This window comes from Mesorhizobium sp. M0001, assembly GCF_040324255.1.
Classification (GTDB): domain Bacteria; phylum Pseudomonadota; class Alphaproteobacteria; order Rhizobiales; family Rhizobiaceae; genus Mesorhizobium.
On the sequence record NZ_JAMYVS010000016.1, the window covers coordinates 48,118 to 67,103 of the forward strand.

An 18,986-nucleotide genomic window follows, 5' to 3' on the forward strand; every position below is an offset into this window, starting at 1 on the left:
ACTCCTAAAGCTGCCGGACCGCTCTCGTGATGAGCCGCCAGTCGGCTAAGCGCCTCGTCGGTCTTTGAGCTGGCCCCAGCGGATCCCAAAAGCAGAAATTCGAGCGTACAGGCGACGTGAGGGAGGATACCCGAACCCGCGTGAACGAGGCTGTAAGGTCGATCGGATTTCAGTTCAATCGACAAGCAATTGATTTTCGCCGGGGTCGTTCCGATTCGCTTATTGTTCTGGTGTCGGACATCGCGAACCCGTTCTTTCCGGTATTCTTCAAGGGATCGAAAAGGAAGCTCGGGAACGAAGCACAATAGGTAACACAAAAGGTCAAAACAGAGCAATGGCCACAGCCGTTTGCGTCAGATTATTCAAGTTAATTCGCCGACCGCCAACGCGAACAGACGCGCATGGTCCCGTCCGTATAGCGTTGTTAATCCGGCAGTAGCATCTCCTCTTCATCGGCTGCGGCTTCGAACAGCAGCCGGAAGTCGTTACCCGGCATTTTGCCATCCATCGCAGATAGGCAAGCCTCAGCCGCCAGCCGCCACTTGGGGCCACGATTGGACCACTTTAGAAGCTCCTCCGCGGCGGCATCAACTCGGTTGACACCAAGGCGAAGCCCCGGGCGCTCAGTCTTCACATAAACCGGAGGGTTGAACCAGCGGTGGGGCATCAAGCCTCTCGAACGTCAAAGGCGATGAACAGTCCCCAAACGGAGGCTGAATTGACGATCATTCCGACCAACTGGCAGTCAGTCTCACGAAGATCATGGCCGCGCTCGCGCACCGCTGCAATGGTCGCCTTCAGGGAAATTATATTGCCCGGTTGAGAACCCAACAGGACCTCGCGGACCAGCTCCTTGGCCGTTTGCTGCACAGGCCGAACAGGTGCTTGAACGTCCATCCCATCCTCCCAGAGAGATAGAACCTCACCAGCTATTCTGTGGGTCACTTTCCGAAAAAGGCAAGAGCCGGAAACGTACAAAGCAGGTTGCCGCAAACACCCCATTTTGGAACGGGACCCGCCCTTTGTTCATTATGGGTGGAATCAATTTTTGAATGCAAATCCAAGGAATTTACGCCGTGCTCGCCAAGGATGGACAAAGCGGAGGAGTTCTATACCCGGCTTTTCGAGCGGAGGCCTGATGATCGTCCCATGGACGTGTTGATCCAATGGCGCAACGTCGCAGGCGCGAACTTGCAAATCTTCCATGATAAACGGCGAATGATAAAAAGCCCGCTGACGTCTGGCGACGCTGCAGGGATGGCCCGCGCCTGCTTCGGAGGCTGCGCGGGCCGACCATGACGAGTGGAGAGGACATCTTGGTCACCGGCACGGACCGCTGAAGAACGAGCCAGCTGTGGCCAAACAGCCTCAGAGCGGGAATGTTCCCGCCTGACGCAAAAACACCGTGGCTCAGCCGGCGGGCTCCGTTGCAGGGGCACTCAGGATAGTGCCACGGGCGCGGCGTCTGGGGTCAATGCAGTTTGCCGACTAGCCGAGCGTATTCGGCTTCAGCCCTGCCATATGACCCATCAGCCAGCGCAATCAGACGCGCTCGGTCAAGAATGACTACCTCTCCTCGCATTGAGCGTATCAGACCTTGGCCCTCCAAGGTTTGCAGCGCTATGGTGACGCCGGGCCGCCTGACACCGAGCATAACTGACAAGAACTCGTGCGTAATCGCAAAGCTGTTCCCGTCGACGCGATCATCGCACATCACCAGCCATCTTGAGAGCCTGTCGACGATGTTCATCCGGGCATTGCTGAGCGCGGTGAAGCTTGCCTGGAGGTGAAAGTAGTGAACGTAGCGGAGCAGAAAACTTCGCAGGGTTGGGCTTGTCAAAAGCGCCTTGGTGAAGAGGCCCGCGTCGATAACAAAGGCTCGGGCCTCTAATTGGACGTAACAATCGTGCGTTGACCGGTCATCGCCCATGATAAGCGCTGAGCCGGTCATACCCTCACAACCTATGATTCCGATCTCAGCTTCAATACCAGGCCGCAGTTCGCCCACCACTGACCCGAGACCGCTCTCGAAGAAGTACACGGTTCTGATTGGAGACCCCGCCACTTCGAGATGCGTCTTCAGTCCAAGGGAGACGCTTTCCAAATGAGGTTGCAGCAAGGCCAAATCTGCCGAGCACATTCGAAGCAGCAGCGAATTGCGATAGATGGAATTTTGGCGGGTGTCGCATTGCGCGGCAGTGTGAGTTCGTGAACTGGAGTCTGTCATAGCTCCCTCTCCCTATTGGGGCGGAAGCATGTTGATCGCTCACAGCCGACGGACGCCCTTAGAGTTGCCGTCGATAGCACACTGTATGCCTGCGGGCCGCGGATGTCCCATTTATTAACAACTGCGTTGATCAGCGCGAGCCAAGCTTTGGCGCGCCCGCGCTAAGACGGCATTCAGATACTCCAGGAATTCGTCATCGCTTTTCGTTGACAAGCCGACTTGTCGAGCGCGAGTCACAATGCGCTCCTGGAGTGAAACCGCTGTCTCATAGTGGTCCACGATCATCTGAAATGAAGCGCTCACTGGGGCGGATTCAAAGAGCTGTGCCATTGTGGCAATGTAGTTCCAAGATGATGAGAGTCGATGCGGCCGCTGCTTTGCGTAACAATCGTACAATGTGCTCAAGAATGTGCGGTTACCGGATCTAGACGGCCTATCCGGAGGTGGTGTGGAATTCTGCTGACTTAGCAGCACGGATAGAACTCGTGATCCGCCACGCAGCACGCGCCAGATAGGACCAATAGGGCGTAACTAGCGACGCGAGCGCCGCCGCTGCGATGCAGTGAGCCGAATGCGCCGAGGCCCATCAACTTCCACCGGGTCACCTCGGCAGTGGCCGCCTTCACCCCGGTCATGTCTTCGCTGAGCGATTCACCGCGTCTTCAGCCTTGGCAAAACGCTGCACCAGCTTGTCGGTCTTGGCGTACATCTTCGATCGGCTGGCGGCTGGGCGCTGCTCGGATTGCTCGTAAGAGAGCGCGGCTCAAGCATCGCTGTCGTTTAATGTCGCGCCGGATCTCGGTTGCGTCTCGCTGAACGCCCTCCATGGACGCCCTTCATCGTGGGTCCACCAGGGCTTTCTTGTTGTCTGAATAGCCGCCTTCGTGCGCGAGCACCTTGGCAGGCGCTTTCTTTTCGCGCGAAATTGCCATCGTTTTCAAGCGGGAGGGTCGGGATGCAGATTTTCGATGACATCGAGGCGCTGCTGGATGCGGGTGAAGCCTCGACGGCACTTAAGGAAGTGCGGGCGCTGGTGCATCAATTTGGGCGCGGGTCCAGTGTCTTGGCGGGCGCGATCGACGACCTCATTATTGACCTGTCGACGCTATCATTCGTCGCCGATGCTTACGGAGGCCGCATCGCAGAGGCGGCGCGCATGTTGGCCCGAAAAAGACTATTGAAAATCAAGTTGCTCGCACCTCGTCAAAGCGTTGAAGTGGTCAGCTAGAGATTGGTGGTCGCTACGAAAAACGTGTAGACCTGCTCGGTGCTCCGACGCATCGAAACCTCTCGCCATCATCGGTTCCGTGCGGACGAAAGAGCCGCCTGACCCTGCGACCAGATGAAAGCTTGGACTTGCGGCAGACCGCAAGCAGTTGGAGCTTGAATTGCCGACACACTCTCAGGAACCGTTGCCGGGATCGCACTCCATTGGTCGTCGGCCCAGATCCGGCGCGCCTCGCTTAAGGTGCCGGTCGAATATGGCCAGCTTCTCTTCGTAGCCGATCCGCACTCTGGACCTGCAACTATCGCATTTGAAACCGGCAATCGTTTTCAGCCAGGATCCCCTTCTCACCATAGGGCGTGAACAGGAGGGGCATTGGAATTCTAAAGGTACGTCGCGCAGTTCATTTGATAGAGGCACTGTGCATGTTCTCCTCAGCGGCACGGCCACTGCAACAAAGTAGAAGGAGAAATGTTTCCGGATTCGGCCATTTGCGGGAAAGAATCGGACCTAAGTCTAAATGGTGAGCGGCCCTGAAACCCATCGGCCTTTGCGTCGGAAATTAAAAATAGCGAGGGTTCGAAGGCGGCCGCGGGCGTGAGGCTGGCAAGTGGGCCAAGACGGCGGCGGTAAGGCGGAGCTGTGGCGATCAAATAACCGGTTCGCCCAGAATCTCGTTCACCCAGCTCATGGTTCTCAGCCCGTATGCCATTCCGGCGCAGTCGGCAAACCAGTCGAAGACACTCATGTCACGCCCTGTGACGCTTTGAAGGATTTCGATCGCTGCGCCCGTAAAAGCAAGTAGAACCGCCAGCCGGACCACCTGTTGGGGCCAGCCGAGGCTACCCAAAGCCGACAAGGTGGCGAACGCGGCGGCGTGGTTGAGCTTGTCGTGATGAGACGTAAAGGCCAACGCGTGCAGCAAGTGGTCTGGCAATAGCGCGAGCAACAGGACGACCGCCAACGTGGAGAGAAAGGCAGCCCTTGCCATGCTCTGATAAAAGCTCGACTGCGGCAATCTATCCGCAGCACTCCCGGTTCCTAGTTCTCGCTTCCGATACTGGCGCACTAGGCAGAGCTCCAACCTGCATCTGAGCTACGAGCGCGAACAACTGGCATGCTTAACAGGCCTCCTGATGTCATCAGGAAGTTCCATGAAACAGCCTATGTCACTCTGGATGGTTCCATAGGGCGCTGCGAATGTCGCCCTCCATTGTGATGAGGCCGAGGGTTTCCTGCCGAAAAGGCGCGGCGGAATAGGCGAGCCATTGGTACCGCTTGCGCCCAGGTGCGATGCGTATCGTGCTGGGCGGGAGCGGAACTCTTTCCAGCCTTGGCCCAGCTGTGCAGCCGGGCCGACGCCCTTCTGAATTCAATTATCGCCGGCGTCGCGGCTAAAAGACGAAACCGCTGTTTAGTCTGGTCATCCCTGCCTTGGTGATCTCGCCTCTACATATTCCAATCCTAGACGCTAGGCCAGCAGCGGCCACTCGCGGCTGTCCATCAACAATCCCAAACATCAGGTCGCGGTTATATACAAAAAAGCCGGCCACCTTTCGGCAGCCGGCCAGTGCAAACAAGGAAGGGAACGTTGCACTGATGGGGCAGTGCACCGTCCGAAGCGTTTCCAGGCGACAATGTTCCACCGATGAGAGAACAAAGAAGGCTTCACCGCCAGCGCACATTCCCCTTAGCTGCGCTGTATTGCCAGCGGCTAGTCTCTAAAGGCCTTTAACCAGCCACGGATCGGTGTCGTATCCGAGGCGCGGCTTTTCCGGCGTTCCATCGGCCGGCAATTTGGCGGTTCCGGTCGGCCTGCAGTCCAGTTCGAGCACCTGCTTCTTGGCAGAGTGCTTCGTAGAGCAAAGGTCCGTGGCGTCACTCACCACCACCTTCTTCTCCTTGGCTATAGCGACACCAGTCCCAGCGATCACGATCGCCGCGCAAAACACAGCTACTCTCATCATACTCCCCACCGTTGCTCCTCCCCAAAAATGCTGAGCATGACGTTACGGCACATTTAAATTAGCGCAAGCGAATATTAGCTTGACTAGTCCCCTTCACATCGGCTCTGGTCGCCTCCCCTTGCTGCTGCGCCTTGCGAAACCGGCAGCGCGATATGCTAGGATGGGCGCATGCCTGCTCATGACCGGGCGGCCGCTGTTAACGACTTGAGCTTGACATGGCAGAAGGCTGCAGCCGTCAAGTTTCCCAAGTCGTCGTGGCGATGAACGATCGCGTCGAGGATCGCTTACCAAGCGGCGTTTACTAAGTTCCGCTGGTGCAGCCCTGCGCGAACACCATAACCACGTGATGACAAATCAGCCATGTGTGTGGCGCGGCGGGCTTGTTCCGCTTGTGGCCGGCGCCTACCCACCCGGGTTCCCCAACCATGGCGTCGGCCATTTTCGTTCTCTCAGCGATTATAGGCCTTTGCTATCGGCCTATGTGTTGGCCTTGGATGGCGAGATCGCGGTTAGATCGCCTCGTTCGTTTGGATGTTTCGCTGGCGTTGGCAGGAGGCGCATATGTTCGCCAGCCGGCGGATACCACACCGCCCCACCGGTCAGGCCCAGCGCGTCCGCTGCAAAGTCCCCGCAGACCGCTGCTGGGCCGCTGGCGGGCAGCGGCTACTTGCTGACGATCCAATCCACCAAGCCAGTTTCGATCAGCTCGCACCCAGTGAAATCGCGCACCAGGGCCTTGGCTAAATCGCGCCATTGACACTCAGGCGTACCCGTTTCCCCTACTAGGGCTCAGAATGCACATCGGAGAACGTCGGCTTGAAAGGCGGAGACGGCAACAGTAGACGGGTCGGCATCTTCCCAGCCTAGCGCCACGTCGCGACGACGTTGACCAAGGCGCTTCAGAAGCTCGCGTGAGGCTCGGATGGCCCTGCGCGATTGATCCATGTCCCGGCGAAATGTGGCGGGTTCCGCCATGGACTTCTGGCGCATCAGCAAGGTGGCCGTAGTGGCCGCTCGAGCGATATCTATGGGCGTTGCAACCATCGCAGCCTCCCAGAAAAGGCAATGGCAAACGACACATTAATAAGCTCGCCGAAACTCTCTCCGCAATGAAAAGAGTTGTACGAATTTTACCAACCCGCACCCTTTCAGTGATGCCGGGCCGCTGCTGTCCTCGCTCTTGTTCTGTCATCGTAATGAAGGACGACATCTCCGAGCACCCGTAGCACACCTGTTGCATGGAAAAAGCTGTAGGCGTTTATAGGTGCCCGGGCACTCCGCCATTTGTTTGCGTTGTGGAGCGGGACAAAGCAGGTTTCCTCACTCAGGCCGCCTACCGTGAAGCGGGGCACAAGCCCGACTTCGACGCATTGCCTTGGGAAGCTGAATACAGGGCCGCCAACTCAACGAAAGCCGGTCGTACGCCTAGCTAGCAACCAGAGGCACCGTGACGGTCGTGGCGTAATTTATCGGATACTGGTCGAAATACGGGAAAGCGATGACGAAGGCATAGCTCGCGGTCAGATGCGCCATCTTGAAGCCGCCGCTGGCAGGGTCGATCGCGATCGTCACAATGACGTTCTGCAGACCCAGGTTCACCAATTTCTGCGTGGCGATGGCCTGGATGTCGCTCTGCGAAAGCGTGTTGTTCAGCTGCAGCGCCCGAGAAGAGGTTTCCAGTGTATAGCGGACGGTCGACACGGCATTCATGGCCCAGCCGAAGGCGAAGATTCCGAACAAAAGCATCACCAGGAAAGGCGCGATCAAGGCGAATTCCAGCCCGGCTGCGCCGGAGCAGTCACGGCGCCACCTGGATCCGATCCTTTCAGCGGACACGGATCACCTCCTGATGGCTGATCGCGCGCGGGTCCGGGAAAACACCGAAGTTGAACGGGGGCACCCAGGTGCCCGTGGCCGTTATCTGGACGAAGACAGTCGGCAGCTTTGTTCCGCCGCAGATGGTGGTCTCATCCACGACCGTGGCGCCGCACAAATAGGAGCGGATCAGCACGACGGCGGCGTCCTCGGGCTTGTCGTTCCAGCTCGAAAGCGCGACCGCCTGCGTTCCCGTGTCATTGGACGCGCCGGCCATTACGAGATTGGCCGCGGTTTTAACGCCCGCGCGCATCTGCAGGTAACTCGTCACGTAGGACCAGCCGTCGGCGATGCCGAGGCAAACGAGGCACAGGACCGGCAGCAACATGGAAAACTCCACGGCAGCTATCCCGGATTTGTCCCGGACAATGCGCAAGGTCCGCCCACCCATCCGGCTACTCGACGAGCTGAACGGACTGCGTCGCCGGAATGTCTTCCATCCCTAGACTGGTGCAGTTCTGCTTGATCGTCGTACTGCCTGACCACTGGATGGTGTCGGCGACGACCTGAGTGCAGCCACCGTTCCCCGAGAAGTTGCCAAGATAGTTGACCTGCTGCCTGGGAAAATAGATGGCGCCGGTCAAAAGCGAGTCCGCTGTGCCATTGAAGGTGCTCTGTGCCGCAGTCCCGGTCCTGTCGCCGTAGAACAGCACGCCGGAATAGGCTCCGGAGGTAGGCGCGCTCAGCGTCACCTTGGCGTTGCCGTTCATGCTGACAGTGTTGCTGCCTGCCATGAAGATGGTTACCCCGCTGCCCGCGACGACCGCGTTGGCGTTGACCTTCATACCGCCCTGCACGACGTAGACGCCGGGCTGCAGGGTGACGTTGCCGCTGAGGCTCATGCCGCTACAGTAGGTGCCAGGCTGGAGTGTTTGCGACGTCTTGTTGCCGTTGACAGACTTGCACGGGTTCCCGGCCGTCGGCGCCGCCAGGCTGGAGAAAGGATCGGCTGCCGGCAAGGCCTGGGTGATGTTGGACTTGCAGACCGTGGTCGCCGGATTGTTCAGCACCATGCCGCCGACCGTGATCAGGCAGTCGGCCTTGAGCACCGCCGAGCCCTGCGTCTTTATGGCGTCCGAGGCAATCGAGTCCGACATGACCGAACAGCCGGTGAGGTTGACGGTGGTGTTGCCGGAAAAGAGCGCAGCCTGGGAGGCCGACTGACTGAGCGCCAGCACGCAAGCCTTGGAGGCGTCATTGATCAGCGCCACCGCCCTTGCCTGTTCGGCAACGGGCGCCTGGTTGAAAATCGCCGTGAAGTAGCGATCTAGGTTCTGCTTGACGATGACCTCCACCGCCTTCTTCGCGGTGTTCGGGCCGGACAATGGCGGCGTGTTGACCTGGATCGTGCCCGGCGTGGCAAAATTGTTCGAGGTCGCGGACTGCGTGGCGGCGGCGATGATGGTCGGGTTATCGGAACCCGCGACTTTCTCGAGCGCACCGGCATAGGCCGCGGCATCGGCAACGGCCTGCAGCTTAAGGCTGCTGTAATACCAGAAGGATGTCTCCACACCGAGGCCGGCGCCGCCAACCACGACCGGCAAGGTGAAGGCAACGATGACGGCAACGTTACCGTTCGTGGCGCGCCTTAGGCGGCTCAAAGCAAACCAGATCCGGGTGAACGCGTTGGATGCCATATGTATTAGAAACCATGAATAGATAAACGCATGTGTAAAAAACCCATTCCGATTCGATGAAGTCCGACCTGCCAGACGAAATAGGTGCGCTGCAATTCCTCCTCGCCTCGCATGTACCGAGATCAGGCCGCTCAATCTGCGGTCGATCTCTACGGGTTGGAAGCGGCGACCGCCGTGGCGCAGTGCGCTTTGGAGGCTCATTTCGACGGTCGACCAGATGACTATCGCTTTTGGTGCGATGTCTTTCACCAACTGAGAAGAGCAACTGAAGGAACTTTTGCCGCGAAATCGTGTTCGTTCGAGCATGACCAGAATAGCCGACCTTGGACCGCCTAAGCCCGGCAAGCCACACCAACCGCAGGACGGGCACGATCGATTTCACCCATGCCCGATCTGCGGCCAGCAGGTCGACAAGCGCGACTTCCGCCAGGTCATGTGGCACGAGCAACCAGATCATGAGCCGCTGGAGCTCGATCAGTGAGGCAGGAACAACTGGGCCGCCAGCCAGAAGCCGACGGCCATCAAAGACAAAACAACGAGTGCGACGAGGAACAGCCTCATCGCCGGTTCCTACCACGCGTCAGAACAAAACCCGCCGACCGAAGCCAGCGGGCTTTTGTTGCAGGGCCGTGGTTTGCTTAGGATGTGGATCGCGGTTCAACACTGGGTGCCAATTGCGCAGTCACTGCGCTCAGACGCCCACGTTTGGTCAGTACTGGCTTGCTGTATTCTTTCTTCATGCAGTCCCTCCAGTGGAAATTTGAGGCAAAGCGCATTTACAGCCAAAGGTTGTCAATCAGCCCGCGCCTTGTCAATTCAAAAGGTGCCCGCCGCCCTTGCGTCCGGCGGACGAGAGACGTCACACCGCAAGCATCTCACCAGCCATGGAATCGTCCAACACCGTCCAGGTACTGAGGTTACCTAGCCGCAGGAGGGTCCTGAAGCCGCACAACCTTGTCGAGATGTAGCCGTATCCGCTGGCCTTCAGCGAAGGACAGCGCAAACGATTCCAGGCCGAATGAGCGTGTAATTTCCTGGTCGGTCTCTATGATGCGGACGACCCATTCGCCACTGGCTCCGACCACTTCCACGCGAGGCGTGGCCTTGCGAATTGACACCACGTTGCTCATCACATCCTCCCTACGAAACGCAATGGCAAGTCGATTTAAGACCGTCGTAGTCGGTAGATCAATAACAAATGCTTGCTCGGATCGGACGAACCATCCTGGATGGGCATACAACGGGGGCTAATGCCACTTCAGTCAGGCGAACCCTCCGGGGAACCTCCCTTGAGATAGCCTCTGCTTCAGGTCGTTGGCATTCAGGATGGCCGCCAGCTCTTCGGCATACTCCATGTCGGGAAGGTCGACAGATGGGTGGCCCGCTACAATAGCCGGCAGCCCGGTGAACACGTCGAACACCGTCCACGTCCCATCCGGTTCCCGCCTTACGCCGTACCGCAGAGTTGCCATGAGGGGATGCTAATGGAAGCCGCGAATATATGGTACAAAAAATGCGAGCGGGCGATCGGACAACGGGCACGCCTTGCAGAAGTTTTGCCGCTACGACGGGTTCGGTCGGGCACGGCCAGAATAGCCAACCTCGGACCGCCCATCCCCGGCAAGCCACATGACCTGACTGGGAAGAGCATTTCTATGCGCGCCCCATTTGCGCGCAAAAGGTAGACCGTCGCGACTTCCGCCAGGTGATGTGGCACGAGCAACCGGACCACCAGCCGCTGGAATGCGACGCCTAAGAGCGCAGCACAACCCAACTGGTCATCGCTATCGAAGCAGCGTTTGCGGGGCGGCCGCTTCTAGGCGCATGGTGGCTAGATGACCCGAATATGGGTGGGATCGGATGGCGCCACGATTTATAGCGAAACCACTGTCCTGGCCGACCGAACCGGCGGCTGGCTGGTCCGGGCCGGAATGAACCGGGGCAATGCCCGGCTCAACGGCTACGCTCTCGATCAAGTGCACCTGGTCCCGGTAGATCGTGCCGTGGAGGTCGGTTTCGGCGGCGCAGTTTTACTGCCGCAACTTATCCGTGAGGCAGCATTCGTTTGCGGTGTTGACCGCTCGCAGGATGTCGTGAACGCTGCCTCCCACCGGTTCGCCGATGCAGTGCGCGTCGGACGAGCCGAGTTCCGAACCGGGCTAGTCGAGGACTTGCCCTTGCCGGATAGCACATTCGACAAGGCTCTCAGCGTCCACACAGTGTACTTCTGGCAAAGCCTTAGAGCTGGATCCGCAGAGCTCCATCGCGTCCTCAAACCAGGCGGTCGCGTCGTGCTTGGCTTCCTCCCGAAGGCACATATGGACCGGATGAACATGCCGGCCGATATTTTTACACCTCGCGAGCCGGATGAGGTCATTGCTGCCTTGCGAGAGGCAGGGTTCAGCGACCCTGAAGTGCGGAGACCGAGCACGGAAACCGCATGGCTCGTTGTGACAGGCACGCGAAGATAAGTTTCGGCGCCTGGAAGCGGAAAAGCCCGCCGCCGAAGCCAACTGGCTTTGTTGCAGGGGTTTGCCTAGGCTCCTCTGGGTTCAACACTGGGTGCCAATTGCGCCGTCACTGCGCTGAGACGCCCACGTTTGGTCAGTACTGGCTTGCTGTATTCTTTCTTCACTGCAGTCCCTCTCTAGCGAATTTCGGCAAAGCGCCTTGGGCCTAAAGGTTCTCACTCATCGGTGCAGGTTGATGGCGTGCACACAGCCGTTACGGCCGAGAGCTTCTCGCGCTTCTTTAGTTCCGGCTTCTGATAAGGCTTCTTCATGCAGGGTTCCCCACGTTTGTCCCTCAATGCGAAAATGCGGTGCGCCGACCACGATTGTCAACCGGAAACACTGAAGTAGCGGCCGAGCGACGCCAGGGGCCGGCACGCGCGGTCAGGGCGGCGTGCGCAGCGTGGATGCTGCAATTGCCTGGCCGGTTGCCATGGCCTGCTGACGAGCGCACACTGCTGCGGTCGCCTCGAAAAATCAAAAACAAACAGGCACGAGGCGCTTGGGAGCGATCATCAGGCTTTCGCCCGACCAGGGAGAAGGCCCATGCCCACACCGGCACAGAGCCGGCTCATATATTTTATGGGCCAACTCGTTCACAACGAGAGCATCGTTTCCAAGCAGGATATTATCGTCGGCTTACTGGATCACGAAGGCAGTCCGACGGCCGACGCCGACGAATTGCTGGCGAACTTGCATCGATCACTGCAACAGGCCCGACAGAGCTTGCACGAGGCGCAAGAGATCTATGGAGTCAGAAATGCGGAGTAGCGAAAAAACAAAACTCGCATACACAGCCGCAGAGTTCGCCGAAAAACACGGTTTGACCGTGAAGGCAGCCGAAATCATCCTGTCCGTGAACGGCTCCTCACGTGTCGCTTGCGATGCAGCAGCACGCGCATTCAAAGAAGCGGTTGCGCACCGAGCACACAGCAATGACGGCGAATGAGGCCCGCGCCTGCTTCCGAGGCTGCGCGGGCCGACCATGACGAGTGGAGAGGACATCTTGGTCACCGGCAGGAATCGCTGAAGAACGAGCCGGGTGTGAACGAACAGCCTCAGAGCGAGGTTGTTCCCGACTGACGCAAAAAAGCCCGCCAACATGAGCCGGCGGGCCAAGTAATGGGTCGCTGTCCAATGAACGCGTTAGGTGTCTTCAGATGGATTTTGGTCGAGAAGCCGCCGCGCGTCAGGCGCAACAAATCGGGCGCCGATTGAACGCCCTGCGGACGCAGGAACGCCTTCGTCTCGCGGGCGCTCCGCGTAAGCAAATCTTCGCCGCCGAGAAGCTCAATCGTCTCGGCCCAACCGTCGTCTGCAAGCAATTCGTGTGTCATCGCAGTTAGAATCCCACCCGATTCCGCAGGGCAATACCTATCTTATCGCCTAGGCCCTTTTGCCCCTACCGCCGAGACATGACCGCGCACCACGGAGCTGTCGAACATCTGCACCAGGTGCGACCGGTGTCGTTGCGCCCACTTCTGTGCCGGATAAGCAAAGACTAGGCCGGTAAACGGTGAACGCAGTTCGGGGAGTACCCGCACCAGATCGAGCTGATGGGCGAGATAGCCTGGAAGAAAGCTGATGCCCAATCCTATCGCCACGAGCGCCCTCACCGTTAGCAGATCATCGCAGGTGAGGCCCCCTGTCAGGTCAACACCGATCTTCCGGTCGCCCGCCAGCATCGGCAGCGGTCGCGCCCATGCCTTGCTGAGGGCGATTAGATCGTGATGTTCGAGTTGCTCCAGTGAGACAGGTGTGCCCCGGCGGCCGAGGTAGGCCTTGGAAGTGTCCTGAAGGACCCGTCACGAAAGCGCGTGAGATCAGGCTGGAATCGCGCAACGGGCCGACGCGCACGGCGAGGTCGATGCCGTCGGCGACGAGATCGGCAACGCGGTCGGTGACGACGAGATCAACGGCGACCGCCGGATAAGCCTTACGGAACGCTGCAATAACAGGCGGTAGAAGCGTCTGCGCGATATCCACTGACGCCGTCAGCCGAAGCTGTCCGTCCATCCCCGCCGACTCTGCGCGAAGCTCAGCTTCGACGGTCTCGATTTCTCGCAGCGCGATGCGACACCGCTCGAAATAGGCTTGGCCCTTGGGCGTAGCGCGCAGCTTTCTGGTCGTGCGCTGGATCAACGAGAGCCCGAGCCGTCGCTCCAGGGCCGCGACCTTGGCGCTCACTGTCGTTGCAGGCATGCCGAGACGGCGCGCCGCGCCGGCAAAGCTCCCTGCCTCGAGGACGTTGATGAAGACACATATCTCGTCGATGCGCATTCCCGGATTATGCAGAAAACGGGATGCTCATTCCAGTCATCTCATATTTTCCGGGCAATGCATTTGCGCGATGATTTCGCTTGTGGAAATCGCCAGCAGGGGAGCGGAGGCCATGAACGATCAATCGATCAATCCCAATGACGCCGCCAGCGTCGTCGAAAAATATGCCATCAACCCGCGCGTTCGGGTCGGTCACGTCCATCTCAACGTCGCCGACATCGAGCGATCGCTAGCCTTTTATTGCGGTGCCCTCGGGTTCGGCGTCACCATGTCGCTAAGCGAGGAGGCTGCCTTTCTCGCGGCGGGCGGATATCACCATCATCTGGCGCTCACTAACTGGAAAAGCCGCGGCGGCGCCGCGCCCCCGATTGGCACGACGGGCCTACACCATGTCGCCTTTCTCTATCCGACACGGGCGGCGTTGGCGGCTGCGCTGCGCCGCCTGCGAGCAGCAGGGGTGACGCTCACCGGCGCGAATGACCATGGCGGCTCGGAGGCGATCTATGTGCGCGATCCCCGGCAACGGGGTAGAACTCTATTGGGATCGCCCGGAAGCGGAATGGCCGCGCAACCCGGACGGCGCGCTGAAACTGGTCAGCAATCCGCTCGACGTGGACAATCTCGCCCGCGAGGGGGCATCAGACTGCTAAGCCGGCCACCGCCATGGCGGGCTGCGTTCGGAGGACTGCTGCGACAGTGCTAGCCATTCACCGAGCCACGGAGCCGGTTGGCTGCGAGCGGAGGGCAACCACTCGGCTGGCGGGCTTCGCCACCCCAGGTATTAAAGTGTACGCTTCGAGAAGACCGTCGGCAAACTCAAGCGCTTAAAATGCGTCGCAATACCCTGCGGGAAGAGAAGCGAAGCTTCGCATCCGAGCTTATAGGACTTGACCGGCGGCTAGCCAGACGGCTCCCGCGCGGCTGAGACGGCCCTGTCCCGTTCCTTTGGATGAACTGCGCCTTGTGGCCGGTGATGTTCTCGATCGCCTTCAAAAGGGGTCGATGGACCTCACAGAGCTTGGCATGCTCGCTGTGGTACGCACAGCGACCCGAATATGCTCTTGTGCAGCGCTTCGGCTGCCGCCAGGAAGCGCTCGATTTCAGCCCGGGAAAGCTGTTCGGAAGGTTTGGTTCTGGCCATTGGTGCTTGCGCAATTACTAATTTAGTGAAACCTTACGTTCTTCTGGGGAGTAGACGTGAGACCGGTCGGTCCAGCTATGGGCGGCATTGAACATGATGTTTTTTCCGCGATTACTGATTGGGATGTTTGCCACGTCGACCGTGGTAGCGACCTGGACTTACCTAGCAACCGATTCGTTCTGGAAGTCCCTTGCATGGACCTTGCTGATTTTTATCATCTTTCAGGTTGCATATTTCCTATTTTCATTCGCGCTTTTCTACAAGTAAGTTTTGGATGAAAAGAACCGAAGAAAAACCGAACACTGCCGAGCCTACCTGTTGAGACGGCGGTGTCTCATCTGAAGGGCGCTCGATGACGCTTTGAGGGAGACCGCCAGACACGAGAGCAGCGATCATGCTAATCTTTGCGAACCATGCGAAAGAAGGAAAGCCGTGGCAGCGCCAACAATCATCGAAAAGCGCGCTGGCGCTGGATGTCGCCACGGAGATCGTCGTTAGGGTGCGGACCGACGACGCCGAAGCCGAGGAGGGCGAGCGGGGTCTAAGGAGGAAACACAGATGGCTGCCTATCTGATAGCGGATGTAGACGTAAAAGACGCTGCCTTGTTCGAGGAATATCGGCGGGACGTTCCCGCTACCGAAGAGCGGTACGGTGGGCGGTACCTGGGCCGCGGTGGCGCCACCAAGGTTTTGGAAGGTGATTGGGATCCACACCGACTGGTCATTGTCGAATTCCCCGACATGGCGTCATTGATGGGCTGGTATAATTCGCCGGAATACGCCCGGCTGATCGAGATCCGCAAACGTTCCGCTAACACCAGGATCATCGCTTTAGAAGGGATTGCAACGCCTGCCGCGTGACCCATAAGCGCGGCCAGCGGACCCGACGACAGTTGGGCATCCTCAGCGTCATTTCTTCCTCACGGCGAGATGCCGGAGCAGCAAGACCACTTAGTACCGTCTATGATCAATTTGCCGCTGCGCCGGCGAGCGAGCAAAAGACGCGGGAACAGGTGTCTCGTGACCGCCGTGTTATCCCGATCATCCGAAGACGTTCGCTCTGGTGCGGGACGACTTCAAGTTCTTTTTCAAGGGTGTTCGGAGGTTGGCCCACGGCTGAAGGGCTGCACAACCAAGGGGCGACGATCAGCTTCTCCACCTTCAGACACATCGTGATAACCTGTCGGCCATGAAATCGGTGGCTTGAGAGAAACGTGGGCGGGCCCCAGGAGACTAATTTCTGCCCATGGGGAAGGCGATGTCCGCGCTAGCCGGAATGTCAGCTACCGAAGATCCGCCGTGTGAAGGCTGCCAGTCCGCTAACGGCCGCCCCAAAGCTGCCGGTCAAGACAAGGTCGCGTTGGAACCGATCCTTCGCATCCCCCGTTATCGAATGGAAGGGACATTACTTGCCATTAGGAGATGAAGAATGAAACGGCTTCTTTTTGCCACTGCCATGATGGCTCTTTCCAGCGGGCTTGCGTTCGCGGGGACGACAGGGACAACAGGGACGACGTCGAGTGGCTCCTCCACTACCACAACGATGCCGACGACAGATAACAACACGGATTCGACCACAACGAAGTCGACCAATTCGAACTCAGCGAAGGACTGTGCGCCCGGCCAGCAGAGTGGCAGTGCTAAGCAGGCCGCTCCTGGTCAACAGGATGACACCAGTGCCAAGTCCGCAGCCCCTGGACAGATGAAAACGACTGCCGAAGGTTGCTAATTGTGGCGGGAGGGGCTGATTTGCACCGGCCGGAATGGATGCCTCCCGCTGCCGACCGGCGGCAACGGACCGGCCCGCGCCCTTCGATCAGCGCGGGCCGTTTTTCTGAAAGAACCTCCCTTAATCGTCCAAGGAGCCTGCAGCCTTTTCTTGGGCGAGCCGGAATGCATAGTTGGTTGCGGATGTGATTGTTGAATAGCGGCCCTTGGTGGGGCAGATTTGAACGCGACAAACGCCTCAAGCGGCACGCCCAGGAAATCGTATTGCTTCCCCCCTCGCTCAAACAGACCGAGAGAACCCTGGTCCGGGTCAATAGTCGAACTTGCGCATCGAGGTCGACGGCATGGTGCGTTTCAAGAAACCAGCGTGAGCCGCGGCCAGCCGGGTATGGACCGCCCTACAGGCTGAGCTGTATTCGAAGATGTGGCCGGGCGTAGAATGACCTCGCGTTCCGCCGCTTCGCGCGCCGCCCTGATCGGAGTTTTCGCGTTGACGGTGTGGGTGGCCGTCACGGCATCGGCTGCGATCTCCTCAACACGGTATTTCGGCACTTTTGTTCCTAAGCGTCGGTAGCGACTCCGCTTGTTTAGGGGTCGCCCTCAAAGAGGAGAAAAGGTGGCAAGCTCGTCGTCTCCCTGCCGCCGGGGGTGTGACCCGGCGGCTTGCACGTTCGACTAGGGTCGTTTCAGCGGTGACCGGTCTTACGGCGTTGGCGCAGGATCCTGTTTGGAAGCCATCTCGTCGATCTTCTCGGCAAGCACGCTGTTGGCCCATTCGGTGACCTCGGCGTCGACCGGCTTGTTGGCCATATCGGCGAGCGCGTCATCCAGCGATGGGACGGCGGCAGCAGCATCGGCCGCCGCTATATTGGCGGCATCGAGCGCCGCCTGCGCTGCATCGATCTGCTCCTGGGTCGGGACTTGGTCGGCCGGAGTATTCGGGTCGTTCAATTTGGCGTTCAACGCGTCGACTTCCGCTTGGGCGGCATCTACCGCGGCTTGGGCGCCCTTGGCGGCAGCCGAAGCTGTCACATAAGCCTGAATGCCGGCGAATTTCTTGCTCTTGGAGTTCATATAAGCGTTGATGTTGCGCTGCAGCGAGTTCAGCCGGCCAAGCTTGGCGTGAATGTTCTTGTCCTTAGGCGTCGCGGCGACCTCAATGTCGTCGACGGCGACCTGGTCTTCGCCCGAGGCCTTCTTTCCGGCGTGAGCCGATGCCGACTTGCCGTGCGAAGCGCTGTTGCCGGACTTCCCGCCGCCGTTGCCGGACTTGCCGCTATTGCCGTGACCACCGCCATTGCCGTGACCACCACCATTGCCGTGACCACCACCATTGCCGTGACCACCACCGTTTCCACCCGCACCAGCGAAAGCAGGAGCGGTCACTAGCGCAAGCGCGGCAAGCGCCGCCAAAAGGGTTTTTCGGGATGTCATGGTACCTCCTCAGGCGAATAGCCACCTCGCCGATTCGTTATAGAGCGGCTTATAAGAGTTTCCTAATTCGACTGAATGAACTTTAGATAAATGCTTGTTGCAATGAGCGACTGACGACTGCGAAGCGCTTTGTAACCCTCTGAAATCTAGCAAAAAATCCGGAGTCGCAGACCGTATCCCCCTTTAGCGCGACTGAAGTCCCATACCGATCGACCTTGGTCGGGCGATGCACAACCGCGGAATGCTTGCGGCATTTCGGAGTATGGCGTCACCATGTGGCTGTGACTGCGCATTGGCAGACAACTCGCCGGGCGAAGACCCCAACAACCTCGAGCCCGGCGAGCCTTACACCTGATCAGAGTACGCGATCAGGACCGGGGATCAGCCGGCGAAAGATGTGGGTGCAATATGGGTGCCAAACTATTCGTCCCAAATTGGGACCATGCTGCGGCCGGCAAGCTGCGCTTAGGTCTCATAAAAGGCTTAGGCGCTGGCATCGGAAATGGCGATCGCTGGTCGCTCTGCGCCAAGCCGCAGGACCAGCATCATGGTTGCCCCATTTTGCAGAACTTGACGCACACAACCCCCCGCGACAAAGGCTGCTGGGCCGTCGTAGCGCCGATCTGCTCCGGCATGGCCGCGTGAATGCCCGCTCGACTCCAGCAACAGCTTCATCCTTGGTTGCGACGTTCCCGCGCGCGCCGCCGTCATCGAGCGTATTATCTTACTCGCCTAACCCGGATCGTGCCGCGTCCGCTTTCCGGGACGCACGGATCTATGCTCAATACCTAATGTCAGGCGCGTACCTGAATGGGTCCTCGAGCCGAGATAGCGCGTTAGTCCATACCCGACATTGCGATGTCCAGAAATCGACCGTTTCGCGAACAGCGATGACTACTCGGAGCTGCTATCTCGTTTGCGCCACGAACTGTCCCCTGCCCTCAATGCTTCCAACGTCTCAT

General features: G+C 59.0%; 23 protein-coding genes and 1 pseudogene. 8 read left to right on the forward strand and 16 right to left on the reverse strand.

Features of this window, described 5'->3' with window-relative positions:
• Positions 1 to 424: 424 nt before the first annotated feature.
• The 4 genes from NKK50_RS28005 to NKK50_RS28020 form a co-directional block, all read right to left on the reverse strand.
• Entirely contained in the window at positions 425 to 667 is a 243-nt protein-coding gene (locus tag NKK50_RS28005) for a DUF982 domain-containing protein (protein ID WP_023669677.1), read from the reverse strand.
• Positions 667 to 897, reverse strand: a complete 231-nt coding sequence (locus NKK50_RS28010; protein WP_023690600.1) for a hypothetical protein — start codon at positions 895 to 897, stop codon at positions 667 to 669. The genes NKK50_RS28005 and NKK50_RS28010 overlap by 1 nt, the downstream gene beginning before the upstream one ends.
• Positions 898 to 1,471: 574 nt before the next feature.
• Positions 1,472 to 2,227, reverse strand: a complete 756-nt coding sequence (locus tag NKK50_RS28015) for a Crp/Fnr family transcriptional regulator (protein ID WP_023706251.1) — start codon at positions 2,225 to 2,227, stop codon at positions 1,472 to 1,474.
• A gap of 464 nt (positions 2,228 to 2,691) precedes the next feature.
• Positions 2,692 to 2,862 (reverse strand): DUF1515 family protein, encoded by a 171-nt coding sequence (locus NKK50_RS28020; protein ID WP_023673960.1) that lies wholly within the window; start codon positions 2,860 to 2,862, stop codon positions 2,692 to 2,694.
• Between the two features lie 320 nt (positions 2,863 to 3,182).
• Here NKK50_RS28020 and NKK50_RS28025 point away from each other — a divergent pair, with 320 nt between their 5' ends.
• Positions 3,183 to 3,455 carry a hypothetical protein gene (locus NKK50_RS28025; protein ID WP_023690703.1) on the forward strand — a complete coding sequence of 91 codons (273 nt, stop codon included), beginning with the start codon at positions 3,183 to 3,185 and terminating at the stop codon, positions 3,453 to 3,455.
• Between the two features lie 646 nt (positions 3,456 to 4,101).
• Here NKK50_RS28025 and NKK50_RS28030 read toward each other — a convergent pair.
• The 5 genes from NKK50_RS28030 to NKK50_RS28050 all read right to left on the reverse strand — a co-directional run bounded on the left by NKK50_RS28030 (position 4,102) and on the right by NKK50_RS28050 (position 9,132).
• Complete coding sequence (locus tag NKK50_RS28030) at positions 4,102 to 4,470, reverse strand: VanZ family protein (RefSeq protein ID WP_245261975.1); 369 nt, start codon at positions 4,468 to 4,470, stop codon at positions 4,102 to 4,104.
• Between the two features lie 703 nt (positions 4,471 to 5,173).
• Entirely contained in the window at positions 5,174 to 5,419 is a 246-nt protein-coding gene (locus NKK50_RS28035; RefSeq protein ID WP_023673947.1) for a hypothetical protein, read from the reverse strand.
• Between the two features lie 1,425 nt (positions 5,420 to 6,844).
• Entirely contained in the window at positions 6,845 to 7,255 is a 411-nt protein-coding gene (locus NKK50_RS28040; protein WP_023716265.1) for a TadE/TadG family type IV pilus assembly protein, read from the reverse strand.
• Positions 7,245 to 7,685, reverse strand: a complete 441-nt coding sequence (locus tag NKK50_RS28045; protein ID WP_031204579.1) for a TadE/TadG family type IV pilus assembly protein — start codon at positions 7,683 to 7,685, stop codon at positions 7,245 to 7,247. The genes NKK50_RS28040 and NKK50_RS28045 overlap by 11 nt, the downstream gene beginning before the upstream one ends.
• Before the next feature lie 4 nt (positions 7,686 to 7,689).
• Positions 7,690 to 9,132, reverse strand: coding sequence for a pilus assembly protein TadG-related protein (locus tag NKK50_RS28050; protein ID WP_502902433.1), 1,443 nt, complete (start codon positions 9,130 to 9,132; stop codon positions 7,690 to 7,692).
• Here NKK50_RS28050 and NKK50_RS31425 point away from each other — a divergent pair.
• Positions 9,043 to 9,267: a Y4oE-related protein gene (locus NKK50_RS31425; protein WP_084013115.1), complete on the forward strand. Its 225-nt coding sequence runs from the start codon at positions 9,043 to 9,045 to the stop codon at positions 9,265 to 9,267. The genes NKK50_RS28050 and NKK50_RS31425 overlap by 90 nt on opposite strands.
• A gap of 581 nt (positions 9,268 to 9,848) precedes the next feature.
• Here NKK50_RS31425 and NKK50_RS28055 read toward each other — a convergent pair.
• Positions 9,849 to 10,061 (reverse strand): hypothetical protein, encoded by a 213-nt coding sequence (locus tag NKK50_RS28055; protein WP_023690461.1) that lies wholly within the window; start codon positions 10,059 to 10,061, stop codon positions 9,849 to 9,851.
• Between the two features lie 132 nt (positions 10,062 to 10,193).
• On the reverse strand, positions 10,194 to 10,352 hold the full coding sequence (locus NKK50_RS28060) for a hypothetical protein (protein ID WP_245265714.1): 159 nt from the start codon (positions 10,350 to 10,352) through the stop codon (positions 10,194 to 10,196).
• A 414-nt stretch (positions 10,353 to 10,766) separates the two neighbouring features.
• Between NKK50_RS28060 and NKK50_RS28065 the strand changes: the two genes are divergently transcribed.
• The 3 genes from NKK50_RS28065 to NKK50_RS28075 all read left to right on the forward strand — a co-directional run bounded on the left by NKK50_RS28065 (position 10,767) and on the right by NKK50_RS28075 (position 12,390).
• The gene (locus tag NKK50_RS28065) at positions 10,767 to 11,402 is read left to right on the forward strand and encodes a class I SAM-dependent methyltransferase (protein ID WP_023670654.1); all 636 of its coding nucleotides are present in this window, start codon (positions 10,767 to 10,769) and stop codon (positions 11,400 to 11,402) included.
• A gap of 585 nt (positions 11,403 to 11,987) precedes the next feature.
• A complete protein-coding gene (locus NKK50_RS28070; protein ID WP_023690459.1) occupies positions 11,988 to 12,212 on the forward strand; it encodes a hypothetical protein in 225 nt (74 codons plus the stop codon).
• Positions 12,202 to 12,390: a hypothetical protein gene (locus NKK50_RS28075; protein WP_245261925.1), complete on the forward strand. Its 189-nt coding sequence runs from the start codon at positions 12,202 to 12,204 to the stop codon at positions 12,388 to 12,390. Before NKK50_RS28070 ends, NKK50_RS28075 begins: the two co-directional genes overlap by 11 nt.
• A gap of 109 nt (positions 12,391 to 12,499) precedes the next feature.
• On the opposite strand, the gene NKK50_RS28080 is transcribed toward NKK50_RS28075, so the two are convergent.
• Genes NKK50_RS28080 through NKK50_RS28095 form a run of 4 tightly spaced genes read right to left on the reverse strand, consistent with a single transcriptional unit; the run spans position 12,500 to position 13,923 of the window.
• Positions 12,500 to 12,778, reverse strand: a complete 279-nt coding sequence (locus NKK50_RS28080) for a hypothetical protein (protein ID WP_023670652.1) — start codon at positions 12,776 to 12,778, stop codon at positions 12,500 to 12,502.
• A 42-nt stretch (positions 12,779 to 12,820) separates the two neighbouring features.
• On the reverse strand, positions 12,821 to 13,189 hold the full coding sequence (locus tag NKK50_RS28085) for a LysR substrate-binding domain-containing protein (RefSeq protein ID WP_084013112.1): 369 nt from the start codon (positions 13,187 to 13,189) through the stop codon (positions 12,821 to 12,823).
• Positions 13,095 to 13,721: a LysR family transcriptional regulator gene (locus tag NKK50_RS28090; RefSeq protein ID WP_023690457.1), complete on the reverse strand. Its 627-nt coding sequence runs from the start codon at positions 13,719 to 13,721 to the stop codon at positions 13,095 to 13,097. Before NKK50_RS28090 ends, NKK50_RS28085 begins: the two co-directional genes overlap by 95 nt.
• Before the next feature lie 7 nt (positions 13,722 to 13,728).
• Positions 13,729 to 13,923 (reverse strand): hypothetical protein, encoded by a 195-nt coding sequence (locus NKK50_RS28095; protein WP_023694062.1) that lies wholly within the window; start codon positions 13,921 to 13,923, stop codon positions 13,729 to 13,731.
• On the opposite strand from NKK50_RS28095, the pseudogene NKK50_RS28100 reads away from it, so the two are divergent.
• From NKK50_RS28100 to NKK50_RS28105, 3 genes and pseudogenes are all read left to right on the forward strand, one after another.
• Positions 13,834 to 14,371: pseudogene (locus tag NKK50_RS28100) on the forward strand (VOC family protein). The gene NKK50_RS28095 and the pseudogene NKK50_RS28100 overlap by 90 nt on opposite strands.
• 614 nt (positions 14,372 to 14,985) lie before the next feature.
• Positions 14,986 to 15,129: an exopolysaccharide production repressor protein gene (locus NKK50_RS31430; protein WP_502902375.1), complete on the forward strand. Its 144-nt coding sequence runs from the start codon at positions 14,986 to 14,988 to the stop codon at positions 15,127 to 15,129.
• 291 nt (positions 15,130 to 15,420) lie between these two features.
• Positions 15,421 to 15,723 (forward strand): DUF1330 domain-containing protein, encoded by a 303-nt coding sequence (locus tag NKK50_RS28105; protein WP_023670645.1) that lies wholly within the window; start codon positions 15,421 to 15,423, stop codon positions 15,721 to 15,723.
• Positions 15,724 to 17,292: 1,569 nt separating this feature from the next.
• On the opposite strand, the gene NKK50_RS28110 is transcribed toward NKK50_RS28105, so the two are convergent.
• Entirely contained in the window at positions 17,293 to 18,024 is a 732-nt protein-coding gene (locus NKK50_RS28110) for a hypothetical protein (protein WP_023694064.1), read from the reverse strand.
• Positions 18,025 to 18,986 lie beyond the last annotated feature (962 nt).